The sequence below is a fragment of the Paracoccus spongiarum genome, from assembly GCF_030732095.1.
Lineage (GTDB): Bacteria > Pseudomonadota > Alphaproteobacteria > Rhodobacterales > Rhodobacteraceae > Paracoccus > Paracoccus spongiarum.
On sequence record NZ_JAVAMQ010000003.1, the window covers coordinates 137,891 to 158,825 of the forward strand.

17 protein-coding genes are annotated in these 20,935 nt (G+C 68.2%); 9 read left to right on the forward strand and 8 right to left on the reverse strand.

The genetic code is table 11. The features are described from left to right. Window positions 1-90: 90 nt before the first annotated feature. Together phaZ and Q5Y72_RS04480 are read left to right on the forward strand one after the other, a co-directional pair. A complete protein-coding gene (gene phaZ, locus Q5Y72_RS04475; protein WP_305962196.1) occupies window positions 91-1,461 on the forward strand; it encodes a polyhydroxyalkanoate depolymerase in 1,371 nt (456 codons plus the stop codon). Between the two features lie 85 nt (window positions 1,462-1,546). Further along, window positions 1,547-2,029, forward strand: coding sequence for a pyridoxamine 5'-phosphate oxidase family protein (locus Q5Y72_RS04480; RefSeq protein WP_305962197.1), 483 nt, complete (start codon window positions 1,547-1,549; stop codon window positions 2,027-2,029). Window positions 2,030-2,066: 37 nt separating this feature from the next. Here Q5Y72_RS04480 and Q5Y72_RS04485 read toward each other — a convergent pair whose 3' ends face one another. Both Q5Y72_RS04485 and gatB read right to left on the reverse strand, forming a co-directional pair. Next, window positions 2,067-2,528 (reverse strand): DUF4177 domain-containing protein, encoded by a 462-nt coding sequence (locus Q5Y72_RS04485; protein ID WP_305962198.1) that lies wholly within the window; start codon window positions 2,526-2,528, stop codon window positions 2,067-2,069. Window positions 2,529-2,589: 61 nt separating this feature from the next. Then, window positions 2,590-4,104 carry an Asp-tRNA(Asn)/Glu-tRNA(Gln) amidotransferase subunit GatB gene (gene gatB, locus Q5Y72_RS04490; RefSeq protein ID WP_305962199.1) on the reverse strand — a complete coding sequence of 505 codons (1,515 nt, stop codon included), beginning with the start codon at window positions 4,102-4,104 and terminating at the stop codon, window positions 2,590-2,592. 347 nt (window positions 4,105-4,451) lie between these two features. Here gatB and Q5Y72_RS04495 point away from each other — a divergent pair, with 347 nt between their 5' ends. Next, window positions 4,452-5,069, forward strand: coding sequence for a lytic transglycosylase domain-containing protein (locus Q5Y72_RS04495; RefSeq protein WP_305962200.1), 618 nt, complete (start codon window positions 4,452-4,454; stop codon window positions 5,067-5,069). Window positions 5,070-5,245: 176 nt separating this feature from the next. Here Q5Y72_RS04495 and Q5Y72_RS04500 read toward each other — a convergent pair whose 3' ends face one another. Next, window positions 5,246-6,631 carry a M20/M25/M40 family metallo-hydrolase gene (locus Q5Y72_RS04500; RefSeq protein ID WP_305962201.1) on the reverse strand — a complete coding sequence of 462 codons (1,386 nt, stop codon included), beginning with the start codon at window positions 6,629-6,631 and terminating at the stop codon, window positions 5,246-5,248. 164 nt (window positions 6,632-6,795) lie between these two features. Between Q5Y72_RS04500 and hemA the strand changes: the two genes are divergently transcribed. Together hemA and Q5Y72_RS04510 are read left to right on the forward strand one after the other, a co-directional pair. Then, entirely contained in the window at window positions 6,796-8,025 is a 1,230-nt protein-coding gene (gene hemA, locus Q5Y72_RS04505) for a 5-aminolevulinate synthase (protein WP_305962202.1), read from the forward strand. A 108-nt stretch (window positions 8,026-8,133) separates the two neighbouring features. Further along, window positions 8,134-9,393, forward strand: a complete 1,260-nt coding sequence (locus tag Q5Y72_RS04510) for a helix-turn-helix domain-containing protein (protein WP_371930757.1) — start codon at window positions 8,134-8,136, stop codon at window positions 9,391-9,393. 21 nt (window positions 9,394-9,414) lie between these two features. Here Q5Y72_RS04510 and trpS read toward each other — a convergent pair whose 3' ends face one another. Continuing rightward, window positions 9,415-10,482 carry a tryptophan--tRNA ligase gene (gene trpS / locus Q5Y72_RS04515; protein WP_305962203.1) on the reverse strand — a complete coding sequence of 356 codons (1,068 nt, stop codon included), beginning with the start codon at window positions 10,480-10,482 and terminating at the stop codon, window positions 9,415-9,417. Between the two features lie 74 nt (window positions 10,483-10,556). Here trpS and Q5Y72_RS04520 point away from each other — a divergent pair, with 74 nt between their 5' ends. Beyond that, entirely contained in the window at window positions 10,557-11,258 is a 702-nt protein-coding gene (locus Q5Y72_RS04520) for a rhomboid family intramembrane serine protease (RefSeq protein WP_305962204.1), read from the forward strand. A gap of 7 nt (window positions 11,259-11,265) precedes the next feature. Here Q5Y72_RS04520 and murJ read toward each other — a convergent pair whose 3' ends face one another. Genes murJ through Q5Y72_RS04535 form a run of 3 tightly spaced genes read right to left on the reverse strand, consistent with a single transcriptional unit; the run spans window position 11,266 to window position 16,798 of the window. Then, window positions 11,266-12,798 carry a murein biosynthesis integral membrane protein MurJ gene (gene murJ / locus Q5Y72_RS04525; protein ID WP_305962205.1) on the reverse strand — a complete coding sequence of 511 codons (1,533 nt, stop codon included), beginning with the start codon at window positions 12,796-12,798 and terminating at the stop codon, window positions 11,266-11,268. A 6-nt stretch (window positions 12,799-12,804) separates the two neighbouring features. Continuing rightward, complete coding sequence (locus tag Q5Y72_RS04530; protein WP_371930758.1) at window positions 12,805-15,588, reverse strand: [protein-PII] uridylyltransferase; 2,784 nt, start codon at window positions 15,586-15,588, stop codon at window positions 12,805-12,807. A 1-nt stretch (window position 15,589) separates the two neighbouring features. Continuing rightward, window positions 15,590-16,798 carry a penicillin-binding protein activator gene (locus Q5Y72_RS04535; protein WP_305962206.1) on the reverse strand — a complete coding sequence of 403 codons (1,209 nt, stop codon included), beginning with the start codon at window positions 16,796-16,798 and terminating at the stop codon, window positions 15,590-15,592. Window positions 16,799-16,909: 111 nt separating this feature from the next. On the opposite strand from Q5Y72_RS04535, the gene rsmI reads away from it, so the two are divergent. From rsmI to gshB, 3 genes are all read left to right on the forward strand, one after another. After that, window positions 16,910-17,908, forward strand: coding sequence for a 16S rRNA (cytidine(1402)-2'-O)-methyltransferase (gene rsmI, locus Q5Y72_RS04540; RefSeq protein WP_305962207.1), 999 nt, complete (start codon window positions 16,910-16,912; stop codon window positions 17,906-17,908). 37 nt (window positions 17,909-17,945) lie between these two features. After that, window positions 17,946-18,341 carry a YraN family protein gene (locus tag Q5Y72_RS04545; protein WP_305962362.1) on the forward strand — a complete coding sequence of 132 codons (396 nt, stop codon included), beginning with the start codon at window positions 17,946-17,948 and terminating at the stop codon, window positions 18,339-18,341. Window positions 18,342-18,403: 62 nt separating this feature from the next. Then, window positions 18,404-19,351, forward strand: a complete 948-nt coding sequence (gene gshB / locus Q5Y72_RS04550; protein WP_305962208.1) for a glutathione synthase — start codon at window positions 18,404-18,406, stop codon at window positions 19,349-19,351. A gap of 26 nt (window positions 19,352-19,377) precedes the next feature. Here gshB and Q5Y72_RS04555 read toward each other — a convergent pair whose 3' ends face one another. Next, complete coding sequence (locus Q5Y72_RS04555) at window positions 19,378-20,892, reverse strand: YifB family Mg chelatase-like AAA ATPase (RefSeq protein WP_305962363.1); 1,515 nt, start codon at window positions 20,890-20,892, stop codon at window positions 19,378-19,380. Window positions 20,893-20,935 lie beyond the last annotated feature (43 nt).

A 20,935-nucleotide genomic window follows, 5' to 3' on the forward strand; every position in this document is an offset into this window, starting at 1 on the left:
TGCTGATGATACGCGCAGGGCGGGCAGAGGGTAAAGGCGGCTTTTGATCCGCGCGACCTGTCACTCCGAACACGATCAGTTGACGCCGCAATGCAGCAAATGGTGGGTGCGATGACGATCAAGGGGGTCAAGGGAATCGTTTCCTACGACGCGATGGAAACGATTCGGAACACAAGCGAATGGCTGGGCGCGACGGCCCGGGCCATGTCGTCCTACCCGGCCTTCGCCCTGATCCCGCACCCGGCCTTCAAGCTCATCAGCGCATGGGGCCGCGTGACCGAGCGCAGCTTTGCCCGCATGGTCATCAAGCCCGACTGGGAGATCCAGGCGATCGCGGGCGAGGACGGGCAGGATCACATCGTCTATGTCGAGCCGGTGGTCAGACGGCCCTTCGGCGACCTGATCCATTTCCGCGTCGCGCGCCGCGAGCCGCAGATCCGCAAGGTGCTTCTGGTCGCGCCGATGTCGGGGCATTACGCGACGCTGATGCGCTCGACCGTCGCCTCGCTGCTGCCCGATTGCGAGGTCTATGTCACCGACTGGCACAATGCCCGCGACATCCCGGTCAGCGAGGGCAAGTTCGATATCGAGGACTACACCGGCTATCTGGTCGACTTCATCCGCCATCTGGGCCCGGAAACCAACGTGATCGCGGTCTGCCAGCCGGCGCCGCTGGCGCTGGCCGCCACGGCCATCCTGGCCGAGGAGGATCCCAAGGCCCAGCCGCGGACCCTCACCCTGATCGGCGGGCCGGTCGATCCCGATGCCGCCGCCACCGAGGTCACCGATTTCGGCAACCGCATGACCATGGGACAGCTGGAACATCTGGTGATCCAGTCGGTCGGCTTCAAATATCGCGGCGCGGGGCGGATGGTCTATCCGGGTCTGGCGCAGCTGAGTTCGTTCATCGCGATGAATGCCGAAACGCATGGCCGGGCCTTCCTCGACAAGATCTTCAACGAGGCGCGCGGCACTGCGACCGAGGGCGACAGGCACAACAGGTTCTACGACGAATATCTTGCCGTGATGGACATGACGGCAGAGTTCTACCTGTCGACGGTCGAGCGCATCTTCAAGAATCTCGAGATTGCGCAGAACCGCTTTGTGGTGAATGGCCGGCCCGTCGACATCAGCAAGATCACCGATGTCGCGGTGATGACCGTCGAGGGCACCAATGACGACATCTCGGCGCCGGGGCAATGCGTTGCCGCGCTGGATCTGTGCAGCGGCGTTCCGGCCGAGCGCAAGAAGCAGCACCTGGAGCCGGGCGCGGGCCATTACGGGATCTTCGCGGGCAAGTCCTGGCGTCTGAATATCCGGCCACTTGTGCTTGATTTCATTGACGAACACATGTCGCTGCCCGATGCGTTGCGGCCGCGGAAGCGGCGCGCCCGGGGTGGGGTCGCCGCCGATTGCGGCGTCAACGATCCGCTGGCCGACAGCGGCAAGATCGCCGTCTGAGCCGGTCCGAGGCCGGCGGCGGAACCGCTTGCCCGCTGGAAGGTTGATCCCCGACGCCGCATGACGCGGCCCGAAAGGGATCATGATGTCCGAACAGACTGACCTGCGCGACCGTTTCTGGGATCGGCTCGACGATGTGAATGCCGGGATGCTGGGCCTGCGCAGCGACCTGCGCTTCGTGCCGATGTCGCATTATGCCGACCGCGACTCCGCGGCGCTGTGGTTCATCACCGCCCGGCAGACCGACCTTGCCCGGCATCTTGCAGACGGCCCGCAGCCCGCCCTTCACCTCGTGACCGATGGCCGAGAGGGGCTGTTCGCCCGCATCGAGGGTCAAATCTCGCTGTCCGAGGATCGCGCCAAGCTGGACGAGCTGTGGAACGCCGTCGCCTCAAGCTGGTTCGAGGAGGGGCGGCGAGATGATGACATTCAGCTGCTGCGCTTCGACGCCGGCGAGGCCGAGGTCTGGCTGACCGGCGGCAGCCTTGGTTTCCTGTATCAGATCGCTCGATCTAAGCTGACGGGCGACAAGCCTGACCTGGGTGAACACGGCATGATCGCGATCTGACTGCCCGTGGCCAGGTGCGCGCGGCATGGCTCGCCGATCAGTCCTGATCGGCGGGCGATTTGCGTGGTGCGGGCGGTGTCGCATCGGTCTGGTGATGGTCGTCTCGCGAGGGGGCCGAGACGCCTGACCCGGCCACGGGATCGGCCGGCCGGGGTGCTGCGGCATCCGGGATGTGCGGGCGCGGCTCGGGGGCGCGGGCCGGCGAGGCGGCGACCGGGTATTCTGGCTGTGGCAGGTAGCGTTGCGGCGCCTTTTCTTCCTGCGCCGGCGCCGCCAATCGGCGGAAGATCAGCAGGTTGTGATAGACGGTGTTTCGACCTGTCAGGCCGCTGCGCTCTTCGCTGGGCAAAACGTCGGCCCGCAGGTATTCCCAGCCATCCGCCGCCATCCGGTTCAGTTCTGCCGCCAGCGCCCGGGCATAACGATCCGTCGGGGTTCTGGCCTCCCGGGCCTTTTCGCCGCGGGTCGGGGCAGGGATGGCGGTATATTCGAAGGGCATGATCGGCTCCTGCTGGCGGGGGCGCAAGGCGGCGCGCGGCGATGGGTGAGGGGGCGCGGCGTCAGCCGCCCAGTTTGCGGGCGACCAGCGCATTGACCGCCGCCGGGTTTGCCTTGCCGCCGGTTGCCTTCAGCACCTGCCCGACGAACCAGCCAGCAAGCTTGGGGTTCGCCCGCGCCTTTTCGACCTGATCGGGGTTGGCGGCGATGATCTCGTCCACGGCCTTCTCGATCGCGCCCATGTCGGTCACCTGGCGCATGCCGCGCGCCTCGACGATCGCGGCCGGGTCTCCGCCCTCGGCCCAGAGGATCTCGAACAGGTCCTTGGCGATCTTGCCCGAGATGTCGCCCGAGCCGATCAGGTCGATCACGCCGCCAAGCTGGGCGGCCGAGACGGGCGAGGTCTCGATCCCCAAGCCCTCCTTGTTCAGCCGGCCGAACAATTCGTTGATGACCCAGTTCGCCGCGATCTTTCCGTCGCGACCGCGGGCCACCGCCTCGAAGTAGTCGGCATTCTCGACATCGGCGGTCAGCACGCCCGCGTCGTATTCCGACAGTCCCAGATCCTGAACGAAGCGCGCCTTCTTGGCGTCGGGCAGTTCGGGCATCGAGTCGCGGATCTGAGCGACCCAGGCCTCATCGATTTCCAGGGGCAGCAGATCGGGGTCGGGGAAATAGCGGTAATCGTGTGCCTCTTCCTTGCTGCGCATCGACCGCGTCTCGCCCTTGTCGGGATCATAAAGCCGGGTTTCCTGCACGATGCTGCCGCCATCCTCGAGGATCGCGATCTGGCGGCGGGCCTCGTGGTCGATGGCCGCCTGGATGAAGCGCAGCGAGTTCATGTTCTTGATCTCGCAGCGGGTGCCCAGATGGCTGAAATCCTGCGTCTGCTGATATCGCTCATAGGCGCCGGGCGGGCAGACCGAGACGTTGACATCGGCGCGCAGGTTGCCGTTCTGCATGTTGCCGTCGCAGGTTCCCAGATAGCGCATGATCTGGCGCAGCTTGGCGACATAGGCGGCGGCTTCCTCGGGGCCGCGGATGTCGGGACGGCTGACGATCTCCATCAACGCGACGCCGGTGCGGTTCAGGTCCACGAAGGACATGGTCGGGTCCATGTCGTGGATCGACTTGCCGGCATCCTGTTCCAGATGGATCCGCTCGATCCTGACGCGGCGCGCGATGCCGGGGGCCATGTCGACGATCACCTCGCCCTCGCCCACGATGGGGTGGTAAAGCTGGCTGATCTGATAGCCCTGCGGCAGGTCAGGGTAGAAATAGTTCTTGCGGTCGAAGGCCGAGCGCATGTTGATCACCGCCTTCAGCCCCAGCCCGGTGCGCACGGCCTGCGCCACGCAGAATTCGTTCAGGACCGGCAGCATCCCGGGCATCGCGGCGTCCACGAAGGCCACGTTGCTGTTGGGCTCGGCCCCGAAGGTCGTCGAGGCCCCCGAGAACAGCTTGGCCCGCGAGGCGACCTGGGCGTGAACCTCGAGACCGATGACCAGCTCCCAGTCGCCCTTCGCGCCGGCGATGACTTTCGGCTGCGGGGCAGAGAAGGACAGGTGGTCAAGCATGGGCGGCCTCGTCTGAGGGGTGGTGGTCTTGCCGCGGTTCTAGGCCAGCCCGCGGGCATTGTCACGGCCTGCCGCGCGGCTTGCGCGGCGCCCTTGGTGATTCGCGACCGCGGCGCCCTGCACGGCGAATCGGCAGCGCCGGAGGCGACCGGTGGCAAAGGGTTGAAAAAGGGTTAAGGCGGTGGCGCGGGCGGGGCGCGATCGGCGGATTTCCGACCATGCGGCCGGCCGCCGCGGGCGTGATCCCGCCGAGGTGCGGACGGCACGCTTGCGGGATCATGGCCGTGGCCTCATCGCTGAGGCGACCATAAGGCCGCTTTACATTCCACGAGGTTCGCATGCGCGCGATGATCGCCCCCCTTGCCGCCCTGGCCATGCTGGCAGCCTGCCAGACCAGCGCCGTGACCGCGCCCGACGACGCGGCCGCCAGGGTCGCCGAGGCCGAACAGATGCAGCTGGCCGCCGCACCTCCGATGCGGTGGGGGGACCGCAGCGGGTCGGACGCATGGACGCGCGCGACGCTGGCCGCGCTGGATCGCGAGGGGGTGGCCATCATGTCGCGGGTGCCCCATGACATCAACCAGTTCTGCCCCAACTACGAGCAGCTGACCACAACTGGCCGCAAGGCGTTCTGGGCGGGGCTCCTGTCGGCGGTCGCCAAGCATGAAAGCACCTACAATCCGCGCGCCAGCGGCGGCGGCGGGCGATGGCTGGGCCTCATGCAGATCGCGCCCGCGACCTGGCGGAACTATGATTGCAGCGGCGCGATCACCGATGGCGCTGACAACATGACCTGCGCGGTGCGGATCATGTCTCGGCAGGTGGGACGCGACAATGCGGTGGCCCATGACGGCACCGGCTGGCGCGGCGTCGCCCGTGACTGGGCGCCCCTGCGCAATTCGAAGAAGCGCGCCGACATCGCCGCCTGGACCAGCAGCCAGAGCTATTGCAGCGCCGACGGCTGAGCCTCGGGGGGCAGGGGCGGTCGCGAAGGTCGCTTCGGCCGGGGCCAAGGGGGACTTTGCCGCAAGCCGAAGCGCCTCGCTGTGTGCGGTTTCGCAAGATTCGCGGCGACCGCCCGAGAAGCATTGCAGCTTCGGGTTAACGGACGGTAAACGGCGCAGGCAATTCCGGGGCGGGATCAGCGCAGCGCCGCGAGGATGCGCGCCCAGGACCGCGCGCCCTTCACGAAGCTTTCCAGATCGTATTTCTCGTTCGGCGAATGGATGCGGTCGTCGTCGCGGCCAAAGCCGATCAGCATCGAATCCATACCGAGGATCTCGCGGAAATCGCCGGCGATCGGGATCGAGCCTCCGGCCCCGATGAAGGCGGCCTCGCGGCCCCATTCCTCGCCAAGCGCCCGCTTTGCGGCGGCAAAGGCGGGGTCCGAGGTGTCCATCACGCTGGCCGGGCTGCCGCCATGTTCGTGGAACTCGACGCTGCAATCGACGGGCACGAAGGCGCGGACATGGTCGCGGAAGGCAGCGCGGATGCGCGCCGGGTCCTGCCGGCCGGTCAGACGGAAGCTGACCTTGGCGCGGGCCTCGGCGGGCAGGACCGTCTTGAACCCCTCGCCGGCGTAGCCGCCGGTGATGCCGTTGATCTCGGCGGTGGGCCGGTTCCACAGCATCTCAAGCGGGCTGCGCCCGGCCTCGCCGGCGGGCAGGGACAGGCCCACGCGGCCCAGGAATTCGCCGGCATCGAAGCCAAGCGCATCCCAGTCGCGGGCAAGCTCTGCGGGCAGATCCTCGACACCATCATAGAAGCCGGGCAGGGTGACGCGGCCCGCGCCATCCTTCAGCGCGGCCAGGGCCTGGGCCAGCACCATGACCGGATTGGCCGCCAGCCCCCCGAAGCTGCCGGAATGAAGGTCGCGATCGGCACCCCGGATCACCACCTCCTCACCGACCAGTCCGCGCAGCTGCGTGGTGATCGCGGGTCGCCCGTCCGCATACATGCCGGTATCGCAGATCATCGCCAGCGAGGCGCGCAACGCCCCGGCATTGGCGGTCAGGAAGGGGCGCAGCGAGGGCGAGCCGGATTCCTCCTCGCCCTCGAAAAGCAGGATCAGGTCCGAGGGCAGTTCGCCATGCACGGCCTTCCAGGCGCGGAACGCCTCGACAAAGGTCATCAGCTGGCCCTTGTCGTCCGACGCGCCCCGGCAGCGGATCACCCGGCCGCCGGGCGTGTCCTCGACCGAGGGCTCGAAGGGCGGGCTGGACCACAGCGACAGCGGATCGACCGGCTGAACGTCGTAATGGCCATAGAACAGCAGCGGGCGGGCGTCGCCCGGCGCCGAGCGGGCCAGGACCATCGGATGGCCCGGCGTGTCGTGGACCTGCGCCGCGAAGCCCAGCCCGGCCAGCTGGTCGCGCAGCCACTCTGCCCCGGCACGCACGTCGCCGCGATGCGCCGGATCGGTCGAGATCGACGGGATGCGGAGGAAGTCCAGCAGGCGTTTCAGCGCCGCGTCCTGTCCGGCCCGCAGCTGCGCAAGCACCTCGTCAAGCCTGTGCCGATCACCCATGACATGCCTTTCCCGCGCCGGATTGCCCGCGTGTTCCTTGAGGGACCTTGGTCGCGATGCGACAAATTTGACCTGTCAATGACGCAACATGACATGTATCAACAACCGACCGCGCGTGATCGACCATGATCGCACCCAGCCAGCTATGCAAGGGACCACCCGCGATGAACTATGATGCCGCCCTGGACCAGGCCATCGGTCGCCTGCACGAGGAAGGTCGCTATCGCACCTTCATCGATATCGAGCGGGCGAAGGGGCGCTATCCGCAGGCGGTGTGGAACCGGCCCGACGGAACGCACGATGAGATCACCGTCTGGTGCGGCAACGACTATCTCGGCATGGGCCAGCACCCCGAGGTCCTGGCGGCGATGCACGAGGCGCTGGAGTCCGCGGGCGCCGGCTCGGGCGGCACCCGCAACATCAGCGGCACGACCGTCTATCACAAGCGCCTCGAGGCGGAACTGGCCGACCTGCACGGCAAGGACGCCGCGCTGGTATTCAGCAGCGCCTATATTGCCAATGACGCCACCCTCTCGACGCTGCCGAAGCTGTTTCCCGGCCTGATCATCTATTCGGACGCGCTGAACCACGCCTCGATGATCGAGGGGATCAAGCGCAATGGCGGTGCCAAGCGGATCTTCCGGCACAATGACGTGGCGCATCTGCGGCAGCTGCTGGCGGCGGACGATCCCGCGGCGCCCAAGCTGATCGCCTTCGAGTCGATCTATTCGATGGACGGCGATTTCGGCCCGATCGCGCAGATCTGCGATCTGGCGCGGGAATTCGGCGCGCTGACCTATCTGGACGAGGTGCATGCGGTCGGCATGTATGGCCCCCGCGGCGGCGGCGTGGCCGAGCGCGACGGGCTGGCCGGCCGCATCGACATCATCAACGGCACGCTCGGCAAGGCGTTCGGCGTCTTCGGCGGCTACATTGCCGCCAGCGCCCGCATGTGCGATGCGATCCGCTCTTACGCGCCGGGCTTCATCTTCACCACCTCGCTGCCGCCCGCGGTGGCGGCGGGCGCCGCAGCCTCGATCCGGGTGCTGAAGGGCGCCGGCGGTCAGGTTCTGCGCGACGCCCAGCAGCTGCACGCCAGGATCCTGAAGATGCGGCTGAAATCGCTGGGCATGCCGATCATCGATCACGGCAGCCATATCGTTCCGGTGCATGTCGGCCATCCGGTGCATTGCAAGGCGCTGTCCGACATGCTGCTGCGCGACTATGGAATCTACGTCCAGCCGATCAATTTCCCGACCGTGCCGCGCGGCACCGAGCGGCTGCGCTTCACCCCCTCGCCGGTCCATGACGCCAAGCGAATCGACCATCTGGTTCGCGCTATGGATGCATTATGGTCGCAGTGCTCGCTCAATCGCGCCGAATTGAGTGCCTGACCAAATCCGCGGGTGAACTGCTCTCGCCCCCGTGATAACCTTGCCTTAATCAAGGACTCGTATCGTCCGATTCGGGCGATCGAACATGTGGGCAGGTAGGGCATTCGGATGAGCAGGCTGCGGGCTGAGCACCCGTCAGAGGAGTTTGTGACGGTGGAGGAAGGGTGCCATTTCCTCGATGACGACACGCGCCTGGGCGACCTGATGCGCGGAGAGCGGGCGACACTCGGCAAGTCGCTGCTGGATGTGCAGCGTGAATTGCGGATCAGGGCCTCCTATGTCGCGGCCATCGAGAATTGCGATGTGACCGCCTTCGACACGCCCAGCTTCATCGCAGGCTATGTGCGATCCTATTCGCGGTATCTGGGCATGGACCCCGACTGGACCTTCCGCCGCTTCTGCGCCGAGTCGGGCTTTCAGCCGACGCATGGCATGGCGGCCTCGGCCTCGGGACCGAAGCCGGTGCGCCGCCCCTCGGACCCCGCCGAGGCGCTGGCCAATCCGCGCGCGCTGTTCATTCCGCAGCAGGAAAGCTTCTGGTCCAGTGTCGAGCCGCGGGCCATCGGTTCGGTGCTGGTGCTGGCGGCGCTGGTCGGCGGGCTGGCCTATGGCGGCTGGTCGATCCTTCAGGAGGTGCAGCGGGTGACGCTGTCGCCGGGCGACGACAAGCCCGGTGTCATCACCGCGCTGGATCCTGTCGAGGGGGCCGCGATGTCGGAACCTGCGCTGGATCTCAGCGACACGGCCGATCTGGCACAGAACCTGCCGCAGCCCGAGGCGCTGGACCGGCTGTATCGCCCGCAGATCCTGGAGGCGCCGGTTCTGACTGCGCGCGACGGCCCGATTGCGGCCATCGACCCCGGCCTTGCCGCGCCTGACGAGCCCCGGCCGGCCGCCGATGCGGGTGCCGATGCGCCGCAGGCCCAACCGGTCGAGACCGCGGCGCTGGACGGTGCCGGCGACCTGGACCCGGCCCTCGCCGAGACGGCGTCCGCGGTGCGCACCATGGCGGCCGAGGCGCCGGCGCTGGAGCTGCTGGCGGCGCGGCCCGCCTGGGTCCGGGTCACGCTGGCCGATGGCACGGTGTTGCTGGAAAAGATCATGGATGCGGGCGAACGCTTCGTGCTGCCGCGTTCGGACGAGGCGCCGCTACTGCGGACCGGCAATTCGGGGGCGGTCTATTTCGCCCTTGCCGGACAGACCTACGGTCCTGCCGCGCCCGGCCCGCAGGTGGTCAAGAACATCGAATTGTCGCCTGACAATCTGACCGCTAGCTATGCGCTGGCCGATCTGAACGCCGACCCCGAACTGGCGCAGATGATCGCCATCGCGCAGGCCGATACCGGCCAGACCCGGATCAGCGAATAGGGCCGCGCCGGCCGGCTGCGGTCAGCGGCCGGCGATCCCGCCCTTGCTGCGCAGCAGGCCCATCACATCCTTGGTCCGATTCAGGATCGGCTGCGCGACGGCGTCCGCCCGTGCGGCACCCTCGCCCAGGATCCGGTCGATCTCGGCCGGATCGGCCATGTATTCGGCCATCTTCCGGGTGATGGGCGACAGGCTCGCCACCGCAAGCTCGGCCAGGGCGGGCTTGAAGGCGCCGAAACCCTGGCCCTCGAAGCGCGCCAGCACCGATCCCGGCGTCTCGTCGGCCAGTGCGGCGTAGATGTTGACCAGGTTGCGCGCCTCGGGACGGTCCTTCAGGTCCTCGATGCGGTCGGGCAGCGGCTCGGCATCGGTGCGCGCCTTGCGGATCTTCTGCGCGATGGCGTCGGCATCGTCGGTCAGGTTGATGCGGCTGGCATCCGAGGGGTCGGACTTCGACATCTTCCGGCTGCCGTCGCGCAGCGACATCACGCGCGTGGCAACGCCCTCGATCAGCGGTTCGGTGATCGGGAAATGGGTCACGCCATAGTCGTGGTTGAACTTGGCCGCGATGTCGCGGGTCAGTTCCAGATGCTGCTTCTGGTCCTCGCCCACCGGCACGGCCGTCGCCTGATAGGTCAGGATGTCGGCGGCCATCAGCGCCGGATAAGCCAGAAGCCCGAGGCTGGCATTCTCGCTGTTCTTGCCGGCCTTGTCCTTGAACTGGGTCATCCGGTACATCCAGCCGACGCGGGCGACGGTATTGAACAGCCAGGCCATCTCGGCATGGGCGCTGACCTGGCTCTGGTTGAACAGGATCGACTGCGCCGGATCGACGCCCGCCGCCATGAAGGCCGCCGCGGCCTCGCGGATGCGCGCGCGCAGGATCTCGGGCTGCTGCCAGACGGTGATCGCATGCAGGTCGACGATGCAATAGATCGTCTCGGCCCCCGCGCCCTGCAGCGCGGCAAAGCGTTTCAGCGCGCCGAGGTAGTTCCCCAGGGTCAGCCCGCCCGAAGGCTGGATGCCCGAAAAGATGCGCGGGGTGAAGCCCGAGGTGCCGTGATTGCCCGAAGGGATCGTCTCGCTCATGTCTGGCCTGCTTGGAATTCGCACGCGGCTGGCTTAGCTGTTGGCCGCAGCGACCGCAACCCGAAGGAACCCCGATGCGCGACGGCCTGACCCAGTCCCCCCTGAATCCGCTGCCGCCCGCCGTCTGGGCGCTGGTCCTGCCGGTCCTTGCCTGCGAGGCGGTGTTCGGGCTGGGCCGTCTGGGGCTGATCGGCGGGGCCGAAGGGATCGGACTGCGCCTGTCGGCGATGCAGATGACCGCCTACGCCCCTGAAATGGTGCAGCGCATGTGGTCGCTTGGCGCCATCGACTGGGACCAGCTGTATCGGCTTCTCAGCTACAGCTTCGTGCAGACATCGCTGACCCATGCGCTGTTCGTGCTGGCCTTCACCCTGGCCCTTGGCAACATGGTCGCGCGCGAGTTCCGGCCGTGGGCGGTGATCGTGCTCTATCTGGGCAGCGCGATCGGCGGGGCGATGGTCTACACGGTCGCGGTCTCGGCGCTGCACGGACGGGTGGCGCCGCTGGTCGGCGGCTATCCCGCGGTCTACGGGCTGGTCGGCGCCTTCACCTTCCTGCTGTGGACCCGGCTTGCGGCGGCAAATGCCAACCGGATGCGTGCCTTCACGCTGATCGGGATGCTGCTGCTGTTCCAGCTGGTCTTCGGCGTCGTCTTCGGCGGCGCGGGGCTTGGCTGGATTGCTGAGCTTGCAGGTTTCGCCACCGGCTTCGGGCTCAGCTTCCTCCTCGTCGATGGCGGCGTTGCCCGGGCTCTGCGCCAGATCCGCCAACGCTGAGCGGGGACTAACGCGACCGGCGCGTGGCCGATCTCAGGTCCGACAGCCGATAGGCCCCGGTCACGAAGCTGAGCGTGAAATACAGCACTGCGCCCCCGAAGACGAGGATCGCAAGGCCCGAGACCCGGCCCAGCCCGGCGGTGTCCAGCCAGTGCCTGACCGCCCACAGCGCGGCGGCCATCAGCGCGGCGGCGACCAGCATCCGGGGGGCCGCGCGGATCAGCCGTGCATCCGCGCGGGCGGCCTGGCCCATCGCGCGGGTTCCCCACCACAGCTGGCCGACCATCACCCAGGCCGCGATCGTGGTGCCGATCGCGGCTGCAAGAAAGCCGATCAGCGGCATCAGCCCGAAGGCCACCACCGCGTTCACCAGCATCGAGAAGGCGGCAAAACGGAACGGCGTCCGGGTATCCTCGCGTGCAAAATACAGCGGCTGCAGGATCTTCTGCAGCACGAAGGCCGGCAGGCCGAGGGCATAGACCACCAGGGCCGCGGCGGTCTGGCGGGTGTCATGGGCGGTGAACTGGCCGCGCTCGAACAGGGTGGCGACCATGGGCTCGGCGATGACCGCGATGGCGAAGGCCGCGGGCAGGGTCAGGAACAGCCCGAACTCGGTCGCGCGGCTGTAGGCCGACTGGCCGCCGGCGTGATCCTCGGCGCGCAGCCGCCGCGACAATTCGGGCAGCAGCACCACCGCGACGGCCGCCCCGACGACGCCAAGCGGCAGCTGATACAGCCGGTCCGAATAGCTGAGCCAGGCGATCGCGCCCTCGAAGCGCGAGCCGACCTGCCGCCCGATCAGCAGGTTCAGCTGCACCACCCCGCCCGCGAAGGCGGCGGGCAGGGCCACGGCCAGCAACCGGCGCATGTCGGGCGTCAGGCGCGGGCGGCGCGGCCAGAAACGCCAGCCGGTGCGCCGGGCATCCCACCAGACAAGGCCAAGCTGGGCGATGCCGGTGACCGGCGTGGCCCAGGCCAGCGTCAGGCCCAGGTCCCACCCCCGCCAGCGTCCCAGCCCCATCGCGACGATGAACAGCAGGTTCAACAGCACCGGCGCGGCGGCGGCGGCGGTGAAGCGGCCATTGGCGTTCAGCACCCCCGAGATCATCGAGGCCAGCGAGATCAGCAGGATGTAGGGGAAGGTGATGCGGCCATACTCGACGGCCAGCGCAAAGCGCGCATCGCCCTGAAAGCCCGAGGCCATCAGCCAGACCAGCACCGGCATGAAGATCATCGCCACCGCCGACAGCAGCAGCACCGCCGCGAACAGCCCCGAAAACGCCTCGGAGGCGAAGCGGCGGGCGTCGTCGGGATCCTCGAGCTTCTTCGAGAAGATCGGCACGAAGGCGGTGTTGAAGGCGCCTTCGGCGAAGAAGCGGCGGAACATGTTGGGCAAAGACAGCGCGATCAGGAAGGCCTCGGCGACCGGGCCGGTGCCCAGCCAGGCGGCCATCAGGATGTCGCGCACGAAGCCCGAGACCCGTGACACGAAGGTCCAGAGTCCCACCGACAGGAACCCGCGCACCAGCCCCGATTTCATGCTGTCCTACGCCTCTGCCCGTTTCGCGCCGTCGGCGATCGCCTTGCGCAGCTTCTTCTCCAGCAGGTCGCGCTTGGCCTCGCTGTGCAGCTTCAGCCCGAACATGTCCTTGACGTAGAAGCTGTCGACGACCTGTGCGCCGAAGGTGGCGATCACGGCGCTGACGATCTGGATATGGTTTGCCGCCATCGTCCGGGTCAGGTCATACAGCAGGCCCGGTCGGTCGCGCGTATCGACCTCGATGATGGTATAGATGTCGCTGCCTTCGTTGTCGAAGGTGACATGGGTCGGAAAGCGGAACTCGCGGGTGCGCTTCTTCGGCTTGTCGCGGGACGCAAAGGCCTCGCGGGCGACGATCTCGCCCATCAGGGTGCGCACGATGGTCTGGCGCAACCGGGGCAGGCGGTCCTCGGCGAAGGGGTGACCCTCGGAGTCCTGGACCCAGAACACCGCCGTCGCATAGCCGTCGCGCGTCGTGTAGGTGCGGGCATCGACGACGTTCGCGCCCATCAGTGTCAGCGCCCCCGCCAGCCGCGAGAAGATGCCCGGATGATCGGCCAGCACGAAGGCCGCACGCGTTGCGTCGCGATCCTTGTCGGCGCGCAGGTCGATGCGGATCTCGTCGGGGCCGATCTGGCGCAGCAGCTGCGCGAAGACGGCCTGGGTGTCGGTCGGCAGGCCGGGCCAGTAATTGTCGTAATGCCGGGCGATTTCGGCACGGATCTCGCGCGCGTCCCAGCCCTTTGCAACCAGCAGATGGCGCAGCGAGCGCTTGGCCTCGTTCTGGCGCTTGTCGCGATTCAGTTCCTCGAGCCCGCTTTCCAGCGCCCCGGCGGTTTCCGAATGCAGCTTGCGCAGCAGCGCGGCCTTCCAGTTGTTCCAGGTGCCGGGCCCGACCCCGCGGATGTCGCAGACGGTCAGCACCAGCAGCAGGTCCAGCCGCTTGCGGGTCTTTACCAGCTTGGCGAAGTCGCGCAGCGTGCGCGGATCGGCGATGTCGCGTTTCTGCGCCACGTCGGACATCAGCAGGTGATTGCGCACCAGCCATTCCACGGTGTCGATGTCGTCCTGCGAAAAGCCGAAGCGGGTGGCGATCCGGCGGGCCAGACGCGCGCCGAGGATCGAGTGGTCCTCGGGCCGGCCCTTGCCGATGTCGTGCAGCAGCACCGCCAGATACAGCACCCGCCGGCTGATGCCGCGATCCATGATCTGGCTGGACAGGGGCAGGTCGGCGGGGTGTTCGCCCCGCTCGATCTCGGCCAGGGCGGCGACGCACTGGATCGAATGTTCGTCCACCGTATAGTGGTGATACAGGTTGAACTGCATCATCGCGACGACCGGCTCGAATTCGGGAATAAAGGCGGCCAGCACGCCCAGTTCGTTCATCCGCCGCAGTGCCCGTTCGGGATTGCCGTGCTTCAGCAGCAGGTCCATGAAGATGCGGATCGCCTCGGGATCGGCGCGCATCCGGTCGTCGATGCGGTCGAGGTTGGCGGCGATCAGCCGCATCGCGTCGGGGTGGATCAGGATGCCGGTGCGCAGCGCCTCCTCGAACAGGCGCAGGATGTTCAGCGGATCGGCCAGAAAGCCGTCATCGTCCTGAATCGCAAGCCGGCCGTGCTGGTCGATGAAGCCCGCCTTCAGCTTGCGCCGCCGCCGGAAGATCCGGCCGAGGATCGGCGCATTGCGAACATGGCGGGACTCAAGCTCGGTCAGGAACACGCGGGTCAACTCGCCCACGCGGGTGGCGTGGCGGAAATAGTCCTGCATGAAGTATTCGACGCCGCGCCGGGCCGATGTGTCGCGATAGCCCATGCGCCGCGCCACCTCGACCTGCATGTCGAAGGACAGCACGTCGACCGGCCGCCCGGCGATCAGGTGCAGATGGCAGCGCACCGCCCACAGGAAATCCTCGGCCTGCCAGAAGGACAGGTGCTCGTCGCGCGAAAACACGCCCAGATCGACCAGTTCGACGGCGCGATCGACCCGGTGGATGTATTTCGCGATCCAGTAGAGGGTCTGCAGGTCGCGCAAGCCCCCCTTGCCCTCCTTGACATTGGGCTCCAGCACGTAGCGCTGGCCGCCCTGCCGCTGGTGGCGGGCGGCGCGTTCCTCAAGCTTGGCCTCGATGAATTCGGGAACCGTCCTCGCGAAAAGGTCGGTCCACAGCCGTTCGCGCAACTGCTCGGCCAGCGGCGCATGGCCGGTGACCAGCCGATGTTCGACCAGCGAGGTGCGGATGGTCATGTCACCGGCGCCCAGCCGCAGGCAGTCGTCGATGCTGCGGATCGAATGGCCGATCTTCAGCTTCAGGTCCCACATCATGTAAAGCATCGATTCCACGACGCTTTCGGCCCATGCGGTGATCTTGTAGGGGGTCAGGAACAGCAGGTCGACATCCGAGGCCGGGGCCATCTCGGCGCGGCCATAGCCGCCGACGGCCAGCACGGCCAGACGCTCGCCGCCCGAGGCGGTCTTGACCGGATGCAGCCGGCCGGTGGCGACGTGGTGGATCGCGCAGACGATGCCATCGGTCATCGCGGCAATGGCGCGCACCGTTTCACGCGCCGCACGGGGATGGCCCGCGAAGCCCGCCTCGACGTCGGCCATCGCGGCGGCGCGTGCCTCGGACAGGATCGCCACGGTCGCGGCGCGGATGTCGCGCGGTTCCTTCAGGCCGTGCAGCTTGTCGTCAAGCAGGGCCAGAAAGCCCGGCGTGTCGAAAAGCAGATGTGCCCCCGGAAGGCCGGGGGCGCTTTGCTGCGTGGCGGGGGCAAGGGCCTCGCCCAAGTCAGAAGCCGAACCCGCGGAAGCCGCGCGGCGCCGGGTCGAGGACGACGACCTGGTTGTTGCGGATCGTCGCAACGGCAAGCCCGCGCTGCGCGGTGCCGTCGCGCCGCAGCCGGAACACGCCGCCGACGCCATTGAAGCCCGAGGATTGCGTCAGCCCGTCGGTGGTCAGCGCATTGCGCTTGCCCGCCCGCACCAACGAGGCGATGGCCGCGATGCCGTCATAGGCCAGGGACGCCAGCTCATGGGGCGGCTCGCCATGCTGGCCGCGATAGCGCGCATCGAACTGCGCCTTGAGGTTCTGGTCCGGCAGCGCGAACCAGCCGTTCTGCAGCTGCGCCAGCGTCAGCCTCTGCGGCGGCTGGTCCCAGCGGGTCAGGCCCATGAATTGCGTGACCTGCGAGGTGACGCCCGCGGCGGCCAGCTTTTCGGTCAGATAGGGCAGCACGGCCTGGTTGTTGGCGGTCATGAAGATCGCATCGACCTGGCCCGAGCGCGCGGCCGCGAGGATCTGCGGGGTGGTCCGGTCGATGCCGCTGACCGAGACGGGATGGTTGCTGCGCCCGGCAAGACGGGCGCCGTTGCGGGCGATGGCGGTCTCGATCGCGCGTCCGCCGATCTGGCCGGCAATGTCATCCTCGGCCACCACATAGTAGTTGCGCTTGCCCGAGCGGACGCCGTAGGCCACAAGCCGGTCGGCGACATTCGCGAAGCTGTTGCCGAGGATGAAGACGTTTCCGCCGGCGATCTCGGCATTGTTCGAGAAGGACAGCACGTTGATGCCGCGCGGCATCATGGCGTTGCCGACAGCGTTGGCGGCGTCGGCGAACAGCGGGCCGATGATGATCTGTGCCCCCGCATCGGCGGCGGCGCCGGCCTGCGCGACGGCCTGCGCGGCACTGTCGCCGGTGTCGTAGATGCGCAGGTCGATTGCCGCGCCCTGCGCGTCAGCTGCCGCCATGCGCGCCGCGTTCTTGAGGCTGCGGGCCAGCCATTCCAGGTCCTGCGCCCCGGTGCCGGCCGGCGCCAGGAGGGCGACCCGGACCGGCTGGCCGGGTTCGATCAGCGGGCCGATGCTGGGCCCTGACGCCTGCTCGGCGCCGCCGATCGGCTGGCAGGCTGCAATAAAGGCTGCGGAAACGACCGCTGCCACCCGGCAGATCGCACGGCGCAGCGGCGATCCGGCCCGGGTTGTGGCAGATGCTGACATGTGAAACTTCCCTGCAATATGATCTGATGGCGGCGATTTGGCCGCAGGTTATGAGGATCGCCCGGAATTGGCAATTGTCGCCGGCCCGGGCCATGACAGGGGATCGCGCCGATGGGCGACAGGTTTGAGACGGCCGGGACCGGCCGCCCGGGCGCCGGCGCCGAGCCCGCAAGGCGGCTGGCAGCCCATGTCGCGGCCGATCCGCTGCAGCCGGGCCTCTATCTCGTCGCGACCCCGATCGGGGCGGCGCGCGACATCACCCTGCGCGCGCTGGACGTGTTGAATTCCGCCGACCTTCTGGCCGCCGAGGATACGCGCGTGATGCGGCACCTGATGGACATTCACGGCATCCCGCTGCGGGGGCGCCGGGTGCTGGCCTATCACGACCACAACGCCGACCGGGCGCGACCCGCGCTGCTGGCGGCGCTGGGCGAGGGGGCAAGCATCGCCTATGCTTCGGATGCGGGCACCCCGCTGGTGGCCGATCCGGGATATCGCCTCGCGCGCGATGCTGCCGAGGCCGGCGCGCGCGTCCATGCGGTGCCGGGCGCCTCGGCGGCGCTGGCGGCGCTGAGCCTTTCCGGGCTGCCAAGCGACCGGTTCCTGTTCGCAGGGTTCCCACCCTCCACCAGGGCCGCACGCGCGACATGGCTGCGGCGATGGGGCGGGCTTGACGCCACCGTGATCCTGTTCGAGAGCCCGAGGCGCGTTAACCAGACATTGACAGAGTTGTGCGAGATTGACCCGAATCGTGTCATCGTGGTGGCGCGGGAACTGACGAAGAAATTCGAGGAGGTGATTCGCGGGACCGCTGCGGCGCTGGCCGCCGAACCGCGCATGGCGGCGCTGAAAGGCGAGGTCGTGATGCTGCTTGATCGCCCGACACCTGCGATCGCCGATGCCGGCACCGTGCGCGCCGCCCTGTTGGCGCGAAGGGGGCAGATGACCCTGAAGGATGCGGCGCGCGAGGTGGCGCGCGATCTGGGTCTGCCCCGGCGCGATGTCTATCAGGCCGCGCTTGCGCTTGAGGCGGGCGGCGAGGATGACCACGGGCGCGACCGGGCGCCGGCCTGTCGCGACGGTTCGGGACAGGACAGTTCGAGGGGATGAGATGGGATACTGGTCGAACGCTGCTCGCTGGTCGGGAATGCCCGCGTCCGGGGCCCATGCCGGGTCAGCGCGTTCCGCGCGTGGCAGGGTTGCGCATCTCTCGGGCGCGCTGGCCGAGGACACGGTCGCCCGGCACTTGCAAGGGAGGGGGTTTGCCATCATTGCGCGGCGATGGCGCGGTGCGGCCGGTGAGGTGGACCTGATCTGCCGCGACGGGGAGTGCGTCGTGTTCGTCGAGGTCAAGCAGGCGGCGAGCCTGTCGCAGGCGGCGTGGCGTCTTGGCCGCAGGCAGATGGACCGGCTTTGCGCCGCGGCCTGCGAATATTGCGGGAGCCTTCCTTCGGGCCTTGCGACCGAGATGCGCTTCGATGTCGCGCTGGTCGATGGCTCGGGCCGTGTCGACCTTGTCTGCAACGCCTTCGCAGAGGCCTGAGCGGCCCTTGCATCCCCGCACCGGACAAGGGAAAAGCGGCCATCCCCTTTCAGGAGACTGCCATGAGCCTCTATGTCGCGTTGCAGATGGATCCGATCGAGCATGTGGCGATCGAGGCCGACAGCACCTTTCGCATCGCGCTGGAGGCCGAGGCGCGCGGGCATCGGCTTTTCCACTATACCGTCGACAACCTGCGCTATGACGAAGGTCGGGTGACGGCATGGGGCCGGCCGGTCACGCTGCGGCGCAAGCAGGGCGACCATGTCACCTTCGGGGACTGGGCCGAGCTTGATCTGGCCGATGCCGACGTCGTCTGGCTGCGCCAGGATCCGCCCTTCGACATGGCCTATGTGACCTCGACGCATCTGCTGGACCGGGTTCATCCGGCGACCTTGGTCGTCAACGATCCGTTCTGGGTGCGCAACTGCCCCGAAAAATTGATGGTGCTGGATTTTCCGGAGCTGACACCGCCGACGACGATCGCGCGTGATGCGGCAGCGATCCGCCGCTTTCGCGACCGGCATGGCGACATCATCGTGAAGCCGCTTTACGGCAATGGCGGGGCTGGGGTGTTCCATCTGGACCCCGATGACCGCAACCTCTCGGCCCTGCTGGAACTGTTCGCCGGGATCAACCGCGAACCGATGATCGCACAGAAATTCATCCACGCGGTCAGCAAGGGCGACAAGCGCATCATCCTGGTCGATGGCGAACCCGTCGGCGCGATCAACCGTGTGCCGCAGCAGGGCGAGGCGCGGTCGAACATGCATGTCGGCGGGCGCGCCGAGAAGGTCGGCCTGACCGAGCGCGAGCACGAGATCTGCCGGGCGCTGGGTCCGGTGCTGCGCGAGAAAGGCCTGATCTTCACCGGCATCGACGTGATCGACGGCTGGCTGACCGAGATCAACGTGACCTCGCCCACCGGAATTCAGGAGCTTGAGCGTTTCGACGGGGTCAACGCCGCCGCTCTGATCTGGGAGGCGATCGAGGCTCGGCTGGCCGCGCGCTGATCGCGGCAGAAGGCGCGGGCGGACCCTCAGCCACCGGCAACGAAGGGCAGGCGATAGCTGATCGCCTCCGCCAGGTGATGCGAATGGACCCGCACCGAGTCGTCCAGGTCGGCGATGGTGCGCGCCGTGCGCAGGATGCGATGATAGCCGCGCGCCGTCAGACCCAGCCGTTCGGCGGCGCGGTGGATCAGCGCGCGGCCCTTATCGTCAGGGGCTGCGATCTCGTCGAGCAGCGCCCCGGAGGCGTCGGCATTGGCCCGCAGCCGCGGCTTGTCGACGAACCGGCGGGCCTGCACTGCCCGCGCGGCTGCAACGCGCGCCGCGACCTGCGCCGAAGTCTCGCCGCCCGCGGGCAGTTCCAGATCCATGAAGCCGACGGCCGGCACCTCGAGCCGAAGGTCGAACCGGTCCATCAGCGGCCCCGAGATCTTGCCCATGTAGTCGGCGCCGCAGTTCGGCGCCCTTGCGCAGGCCAGCGCCGCATCGGCCAGGTGACCGCAACGGCACGGGTTGGCCGCCGCCACCAGCAGGAACCGGCAGGGATAGCGGACATGGGCGTTGGCGCGCGCGACGACGACCTCTCCGGTCTCGATCGGCTGGCGCAGTGTCTCGAGGACCTGCCGCGGGAATTCGGGAAATTCGTCGAGAAACAGCACCCCGTTGTGCGCAAGGCTGATCTGGCCGGGCTTCGCCCCGCGACCGCCGCCGACGATTGCCGCCATCGAGGCGGTGTGATGCGGTTCGCAAAACGGCGCCCGGCGCGAGATGCCGCCATCTTCCAGCGTGCCCGCCAGCGAGTGGATCATCGAGGTTTCCAGCGCCTCGACGGGCGACAGTGGCGGCAGCAGCCCCGGCAGTCGCGCGGCCAGCATGGATTTGCCGGCGCCGGGCGGGCCGACCATCAGCAGATGGTGGCGCCCGGCGGCCGCGATCTCAAGGGCGCGCTTGGCGCGTTCCTGGCCCTTGACCTCCGAGAGGCAGCCGACCGGCGGCGCCGAGCCGATGACACCCGGGGTGGCCCGGCCCTGGGGGTGGCGGTCGGTCAGGTGGTCGACGACCTCGCGCAGCGTCGCCGGGGCGATCACCGGCACGGCATCGACCCAGGCGGCCTCGGGGCCGCAGGCGCGCGGGCAGATCAGGGCGCGGTCGTCCTCGGCCGCAGCCATCGCGGCAGGCAGCGCGCCGGCGACGCCGACCAGCCTGCCGTCAAGCGCCAGCTCGCCCAGGCAGACGCAGCGCCCCAATTCGTCCGCCGGCACGATCTCCAGCGCCGCCAGCACCGCCAGCGCGATCGCCAGGTCGAAATGCGATCCTTCCTTGGGCAGGTCGGCGGGCGACAGGTTCACCGTCAGCCGCTTGTTCGGCATCGCGATCGACAGCGCCCCGAACGCGGCCCGCACCCGTTCGCGCGCCTCGCTGACGGCCTTGTCGGGCAGGCCCACGATCGCGAAGCCGGGCAGCCCCGGCGCGGCCGAGCACTGCACCTCGACCAGCCGCGCCTCGAGACCCTCGAACGCGACCGAATAGGCGATGGCGACCATCATTCCCCCTGTGACCTGCCCGGCAATCGTTAACGCGCCGGGC

What these genes read in the sequence shown, in the direction of transcription:
- gatB (WP_305962199.1), bottom strand. Translation starts at nt 4,104, where the DNA reads ATGCTTGACCACCTGTCCTTCTCTGCCCCGCAGCCGAAAGTCATCGCC.
- Q5Y72_RS04510 (WP_371930757.1), top strand. Translation starts at nt 8,134, where the DNA reads ATGAGCAGGCTGCGGGCTGAGCACCCGTCAGAGGAGTTTGTGACGGTG.
- Q5Y72_RS04520 (WP_305962204.1), top strand. Translation starts at nt 10,557, where the DNA reads ATGCGCGACGGCCTGACCCAGTCCCCCCTGAATCCGCTGCCGCCCGCC.
- Q5Y72_RS04495 (WP_305962200.1), top strand. Translation starts at nt 4,452, where the DNA reads ATGATCGCCCCCCTTGCCGCCCTGGCCATGCTGGCAGCCTGCCAGACC.
- gshB (WP_305962208.1), top strand. Translation starts at nt 18,404, where the DNA reads ATGAGCCTCTATGTCGCGTTGCAGATGGATCCGATCGAGCATGTGGCG.
- Q5Y72_RS04485 (WP_305962198.1), bottom strand. Translation starts at nt 2,528, where the DNA reads ATGCCCTTCGAATATACCGCCATCCCTGCCCCGACCCGCGGCGAAAAG.
- murJ (WP_305962205.1), bottom strand. Translation starts at nt 12,798, where the DNA reads ATGAAATCGGGGCTGGTGCGCGGGTTCCTGTCGGTGGGACTCTGGACC.
- phaZ (WP_305962196.1), top strand. Translation starts at nt 91, where the DNA reads ATGCAGCAAATGGTGGGTGCGATGACGATCAAGGGGGTCAAGGGAATC.
- Q5Y72_RS04480 (WP_305962197.1), top strand. Translation starts at nt 1,547, where the DNA reads ATGTCCGAACAGACTGACCTGCGCGACCGTTTCTGGGATCGGCTCGAC.
- Q5Y72_RS04545 (WP_305962362.1), top strand. Translation starts at nt 17,946, where the DNA reads ATGCCCGCGTCCGGGGCCCATGCCGGGTCAGCGCGTTCCGCGCGTGGC.
- trpS (WP_305962203.1), bottom strand. Translation starts at nt 10,482, where the DNA reads ATGAGCGAGACGATCCCTTCGGGCAATCACGGCACCTCGGGCTTCACC.
- Q5Y72_RS04500 (WP_305962201.1), bottom strand. Translation starts at nt 6,631, where the DNA reads ATGGGTGATCGGCACAGGCTTGACGAGGTGCTTGCGCAGCTGCGGGCC.
- Q5Y72_RS04555 (WP_305962363.1), bottom strand. Translation starts at nt 20,892, where the DNA reads ATGGTCGCCATCGCCTATTCGGTCGCGTTCGAGGGTCTCGAGGCGCGG.
- hemA (WP_305962202.1), top strand. Translation starts at nt 6,796, where the DNA reads ATGAACTATGATGCCGCCCTGGACCAGGCCATCGGTCGCCTGCACGAG.
- Q5Y72_RS04535 (WP_305962206.1), bottom strand. Translation starts at nt 16,798, where the DNA reads ATGTCAGCATCTGCCACAACCCGGGCCGGATCGCCGCTGCGCCGTGCG.
- rsmI (WP_305962207.1), top strand. Translation starts at nt 16,910, where the DNA reads ATGGGCGACAGGTTTGAGACGGCCGGGACCGGCCGCCCGGGCGCCGGC.